This is a genomic window from Kitasatospora sp. NPDC101155 (assembly GCF_044768305.1).
GTDB lineage: Bacteria > Actinomycetota > Actinomycetes > Streptomycetales > Streptomycetaceae > Kitasatospora.
In genome coordinates this window covers 1-5271 of record NZ_JBIWPN010000119.1, presented here as the reverse complement: position 1 = coordinate 5271, position 5271 = coordinate 1, and the positions used below count along the sequence as shown (strand labels likewise).

Sequence of the window (5271 nt, the reverse complement as noted above, 5' to 3'; positions counted from 1 at the left end):
CTGGGCCGCGCGCAGTGTGGAAGGGCAGCAGGCCGTGGGGCCCGGGGGTCTGTCAGAACTGGCTGCGCCGCGCCCTGGGACGGGCGGGCTGGGCCTGTTCGGTGCCGCGCAGTGCAAGGGCGGCGGTACGGGTGCGCTCCAGCCAGCTCATGACCTGGCGCAGCGTGGCGGGGTCGAGGCCTTGGGTGAGCTCGCAGACGGCCTGGTGGTCGTCGTGTCGGTCAGCCCGTAGAGGCCGGCGCGCTCCAGGGCCGTGTAGAGGGGCTGGGCGGCGGTGCCCGCGAGGCGGCGGTGGGCGACGTCGGTGCTCTGGCGGGCCTGGTGGGCGGCCTCGCGGGCGCAGTCGGCGACGTCCTGCTGGTGGCGTTCGGCGCGCAGCGCGTGCTGGAGGGCGGTGTCGTGGTCGGGGTCGTAGCGCTCGGCGCGGGTCTGGGCGGTGTGGTCGCGTACGCGCTGCCACTCGGCGCGGATGGCGGTCGCGGTGGCGTAGGCGGTCTCGTCTCCGGCGTCGGCGTGCCGGTCGGCGGTGCGCTCCTCGAACCGGGCCTGTTCCAGGGCCTGCTGGATGTTCTCCAGGGTCATCCCGGCCGCCCTGCGGCGGACCCGGCCGCGGACGTCGCCGAGCAGCCCGTGCTCCTGGTCGTCGGGCTCGTCCTCGTCCTGGGTGAAGGGGGTGGGGGCGGGGTGCTGGGTGAGGGCGGCGTGCAGCGTCGCGCCGGCCTCCCACGCCTCAGCGTGCACGACGGGCCCCGGCAAGCTGCCCGAGCGGACGCCGTGGACGATCCGGCCCTCCACCAGAGCCACCCAGCCGCCCAGGCCGTCGACGTCGCGCTCTGTCCAGCCGCGGGCAAGTCCGGCGCCCTGGTGGAGAGTGCGGATGCCGTCGTGGCCGGACCAGCGCAGCCACATCGAGCCGCGCACCAGCGGGGAGTCGAGGATCGGGCGGCCCAGGTCCCGGTCGGCGGGCGCGAGCCGGCCGCTGCACAAGGCCAGCTCCAGCCGGGGCGCGGCGGCGGGGTCCGGGTCGGGGCGGGTGGTGTCGGTCATCGCGCGGTGCCTCCGGGGAGTCGGGAACGGCTACGGGCGGCCGTCCCGGCCCGCGGTGGGCCGGGACGGCAGGGTGCGCGGGGTAGGTCAGCCGGTCCTACCAGATGACCGGCGCCGAAGCCGGTGCCGGCGCGGGGCCGGCCCGGGCGGGGACTCGTCGCCCCGTTCCCGGGGTTTCGGGTACGGTGCGCGGATGAAGTTCCTGGGGCGGGTCCTGATCCGCGGGTTGTTCCGGTTCCTGTTCACCACGGCGGCCGGTTGGGTGGTGCTCGGTGTACTGGTGACGGCGATCGCGGCGCTGGTGGCGGTCCGCGCGGTGCGGGACGAGCGGGCCGGATGACCGTCCACCGGCGCGCGTCGAACACACGGAGAGCTCCGGTCAGACCGCTCGGTCCGGATCGGGAGCCCTCGCTCATGACAGATCGAGGTTGACGGCTGGCTCGCGTCCGCCCGTGCGGCAACCGGCCTTCAGCGGTCACGAGTTGCTCGGGCAGGCCACCCGCGTGAGGAGGCCCGCGGCGGCGGGCAGCCAGGGTGTCAAGGCTGGCCTCTCGGGCGATGATCCGGTCGACGCAGAACGTCTCCCGGGCACGGCCTGGACGGCGGCCAGCCGGCGGACACGCTCCGACCGGCGGGCACTGCAGCCGCCGCCCCGGCCGTGCCCGGGCCGGACGATGGCCGGAGCACAGCCAGCGAACCGGCGACCCGGACGACGCCCGCACCGATCGCTACCGCGCGAACTGCGCCACACACCCCGCGATCGCACTCACCGCACCCAGCGCAGCGATCAACACCTGCGCCCGCACGTTCGGATCCAACCGCCCACGACGGCCCCGACCCCTCGCCCACTTCCGCATGTCCAACCCTTCCCTCAGGAACAACCGGCACAGACCTGGCGCGCCCCGACCACAAGCCGAAGCACGCCACACCTCTCCTGAAGCCCCGACAGGCCTGGCTGGCCATTTGGCGGGCCCTGGCGAAGCATGGCGAACACTCACCCAGCACCAGGAGAAGGCCGGCCCCGGCAACAGCCCAGTCCCGGCCCCACCCGGCAGCCCGGCCCCGCGGCTGTCGCGCCCACCTGTCGCGCCCCCACCACACACAGGGAAAACCGGGCATCCGCCCACGTCACACCACACGACAGCACCCACCGCGACAGGCCAACGCGACAGGGGCCGCGACGGCACCGAGGGCCAGCTACCAGCCCCTCCCGCACACCCACCAGAACGGCCTCCAGGGCGGCCTGACGGCCACCCAGCACCACCACCCCGACACCACGGCACAAGCAGCACCCGGACCGAGACCCGGACAGCGGGACGGCGCGACCGAGCCGGGCGCAGCGGGACGGCCCAGCGACCGACCAGGACGGCGGCCAGGACCCAGCAGCAGGCGGGCGCCGGGGAGGCGGGGAGCCGCCGAGGCCGGCGGCCCGGACGGCGGCGGGCCCGGACGGCGGCGAGGAACAGCACCGGCCCGGACGGCGAGGCGGCGGGACGGCCCGGCCGAACCCCGACACAAACCCGAACACCAACCCCCGTGCCGGGCCCCCACCCGACCATTCCAACCCGAACCCAGAAAACCCCACCGACCAATTCGGCAAAACACCCGAACCGAAATACCACAACGAATCACGCCCAGAAAAGACCACCCACCCGACCAACCCCCGACCGACCCCGGCCGCCCCCTACCCACCACCACACACAGTCACCGAAGCACGAGCGGCACCAACCCCGCCCACCCTCCCGACAGGACCAACCAAAGGTCCAGACAACCCAGCGTGCGAGCCCAAAACCACGCCCACAACCACCAACAGGTCACACCCGACGGCCTCTCGCCGGGTAGAGCTTCGCGTGCAGCACGCGCTCCTCCCACCACGGATCGTCCGGGGCTGAGACCAGGGCGGCCACCAGCTCGCGCTTGGTCGGGACCGGCAGCACCAGTGGGCCCAAGTCCTTTGCGGCGCGGGCCTGTACGCACTCGGGGCACTCCAGCCGGTCCGGCCGGGCCTTCTCCCGCAGCTCCAACTTCGAGCCCTCCTTCCCCCCGCTCGAGCCCCGGCACGCCCAGCACGGGCGCAGCGCGGCGTTGGCCGTGCGGGCGGCCTCCAGTTGTTCTTCGGCCTCCCGTTCCAGGCGCTCCTCGCGGTTCTGGTGGCAGGGCCAGCAGCGGCCACCCGGGCGGCGGGTCCACTCGACCTGTCCCTGGCGGCCGTGCTCCCAGGTGCTCTCTTCCTCGGGGACCTCGCCGCAGTCGATGCAGACCAGGGAGTCCATCAGCTCCTGGTGGGCCTTGTGCTCCTCGTCCTCGCGGGCGGCCTGGCGCTGGTCGTAGGCGGCCCGGTTGTTCGGGTTCTCCAGCGCCTCGGTGAGCAGGTTCGACTTGCCGACGCCGTTCTCGCCGACGATTACGGCGTGGGTGGGGAAGTCGTCGATGACGAGGTGCCGGAAGTTGCGGAAGTTGCGTATCTCGATCCGCGAAATGTGCAGGCCCATTCGTCCCCTTGCCGATTGGTGCGATGTGGTGATTCATCATCCCAGGGTTGTCCCGCTGGTAGGCGGTTTCCCATGACCAGCCCGGACGGGCCGCCGTCGACCGCAGCAGCAGGTGCCCGCAGCAGGGTGTTCAGGCCCGCGTCCTTGCACGCCGTCCGGCAGCCGCTCCGGCGAGACCCGCCGCACGCCGGCACCGTGCGCAGCCGCAGTGACCCCGGGCCTGGGGTCTCACCGGTGTGCGGTCTAAGGTCCACGATTTGGCAGAAGGAAAGGGGGTTTCCACCGCGGGTCGGTCTCCCGCCGTCCGTGACGCTCGTTCAGGTGGCCGTCCGGTCCAGCCGGTGACCGTCAACGCCGTCGGACGGTTCTCCGGGTGACCGTCCTCGTCGAGATCCTGGAGAACCCAGTGCGTCTTACAGCGGGGTGCACGGGGCGGTTCAGCCGTCGACGGTCTCGGCGTGCCGGTGGAGGGCGTCCAGGAGCGCGGTCTGCTGATCAGTCAGCTTGCCCTCGGCACGGGCCTTGTCCTGCTTGCGCAGCCACGTGCCGGCCGGGGCGGCCGTAGCGCCACCACGCCCGGACTCCTCGTCCGCCGAGTTCGCCCGCGGGAGCAGCAGATCTGACGGTAAATCTGCTACACCAGGGGAAGGACAGCGCCGTAACCCCAGGGAGGCACAATGCCCGCACCCGTATGGAAGAGCAATCCCGAGGCGCACGACTTCCCTGCGGCCCTGGACTACCTTGAGCTGGCGCTGGAGCCCGAGGCCGCCCAGCGGGTGGTGGAGCGGCTCAGGGATACGCAGACCGTGGTGAAGAAGGCCAAAGACATCCTGCGTGCGTCCGGCCTTCCACTGCTTCCGCAGGACAACGTGCACGTCAGCGAGAACATCGCCAAGGTCGGACGTGGCAAGAAACTGTCCCCAGTCCTGTTAGTCCGCGGACAGCCGTTGCTCATCGCTGATGGCTACCACCGCGTGTGCGCCATCTACTACCTGTCGGAAGACCTCGAGGTGCCGTGCCGACTGGCCTGACCCGTCGAACGATCACGCAGCGCCCCGGGCGCGGTGCCGCCGCGCACGAACGCGACAATCGTCTCGTTGACCGCCATCGCGTGCGGAGCGCTCCGGAGCGGCCGGCACCCCGGGCAGTGCGGCCGTCACCCTGCGGTGCGGGGCAGCGCCCAGCCGGGCGGGATGCTGCCGAGGTCACGCGCAGCGGCCAGGCGCAGCAGGGTGAGGGCGTCGGTGGGGTTGGCGGACAGCAGTAGTTCGCCGTCGGCGGCGTCGGTGACCGGGCGGCCGGCGATGAGGGCGGTCCAGTTGCCGGGGGCGGTCGTGGGCTTCGATCCAGCCGACCAGACGGCCTCGCTGTTCGAGTGCCTGGACGGTGGGGGTGTTGGGCCAGGTGAGGTGGACCAGGCCGTCGCCGAGGGCGTAGTCGCGGTGTGGTTCGCCCAGGCCGCGGTCGGTGGGCGGCATCCAGCCGGTGGCGCGGCCCAGCGCGAGCTGCCGGGGAGGCTCAGCGAACGTCGATGGTGAACTGCCGTTTGGTCTGCTGCGGGCCGCCGGAGAACGTCCCACCGGGTGCTGTCACGTTAACGGGTGCTTGATCATCTGATGCTGTATCGGGGTGTGGTGGGGCCGGTCTCGGGGCTTGGGTCAGGCTGTGGCGGGCAGGCCGGTGTTCCCGGTGACGTGGTCCCAGATGGTGAAGCGGATGGTCATCTCAAGCC

The 5271-nt window shown here is 72.4% G+C and carries 5 protein-coding genes; 3 read left to right on the top strand and 2 right to left on the bottom strand.

What is annotated here, in order from left to right:
- Window positions 1–147 precede the first annotated feature (147 nt).
- On the bottom strand, window positions 148–1047 hold the full coding sequence (locus tag ACIRYZ_RS46095; RefSeq protein ID WP_402955633.1) for a hypothetical protein: 900 nt from the start codon (window positions 1045–1047) through the stop codon (window positions 148–150).
- Between the two features lie 193 nt (window positions 1048–1240).
- Between ACIRYZ_RS46095 and ACIRYZ_RS46090 the strand changes: the two genes are divergently transcribed.
- On the top strand, window positions 1241–1387 hold the full coding sequence (locus ACIRYZ_RS46090) for a hypothetical protein (protein WP_402955630.1): 147 nt from the start codon (window positions 1241–1243) through the stop codon (window positions 1385–1387).
- Window positions 1388–2861: 1474 nt separating this feature from the next.
- Here the strand turns inward: ACIRYZ_RS46090 and ACIRYZ_RS46085 are convergent.
- The gene (locus tag ACIRYZ_RS46085) at window positions 2862–3539 is read right to left on the bottom strand and encodes a hypothetical protein (protein WP_402955627.1); all 678 of its coding nucleotides are present in this window, start codon (window positions 3537–3539) and stop codon (window positions 2862–2864) included.
- A gap of 677 nt (window positions 3540–4216) precedes the next feature.
- On the opposite strand from ACIRYZ_RS46085, the gene ACIRYZ_RS46080 reads away from it, so the two are divergent.
- Both ACIRYZ_RS46080 and ACIRYZ_RS46075 read left to right on the top strand, forming a co-directional pair.
- Window positions 4217–4570: a hypothetical protein gene (locus ACIRYZ_RS46080; RefSeq protein ID WP_402955624.1), complete on the top strand. Its 354-nt coding sequence runs from the start codon at window positions 4217–4219 to the stop codon at window positions 4568–4570.
- Between the two features lie 303 nt (window positions 4571–4873).
- A complete protein-coding gene (locus ACIRYZ_RS46075; protein ID WP_402955621.1) occupies window positions 4874–5077 on the top strand; it encodes a hypothetical protein in 204 nt (67 codons plus the stop codon).
- Window positions 5078–5271: the final 194 nt, after the last annotated feature.

Coding starts and splice junctions, on each gene's coding strand:
- ACIRYZ_RS46090 (WP_402955630.1), top strand. CDS start 1,241: ATGAAGTTCCTGGGGCGGGTCCTGATCCGCGGGTTGTTCCGGTTCCTG.
- ACIRYZ_RS46080 (WP_402955624.1), top strand. CDS start 4,217: ATGCCCGCACCCGTATGGAAGAGCAATCCCGAGGCGCACGACTTCCCT.
- ACIRYZ_RS46085 (WP_402955627.1), bottom strand. CDS start 3,539: ATGGGCCTGCACATTTCGCGGATCGAGATACGCAACTTCCGCAACTTC.
- ACIRYZ_RS46095 (WP_402955633.1), bottom strand. CDS start 1,047: ATGACCGACACCACCCGCCCCGACCCGGACCCCGCCGCCGCGCCCCGG.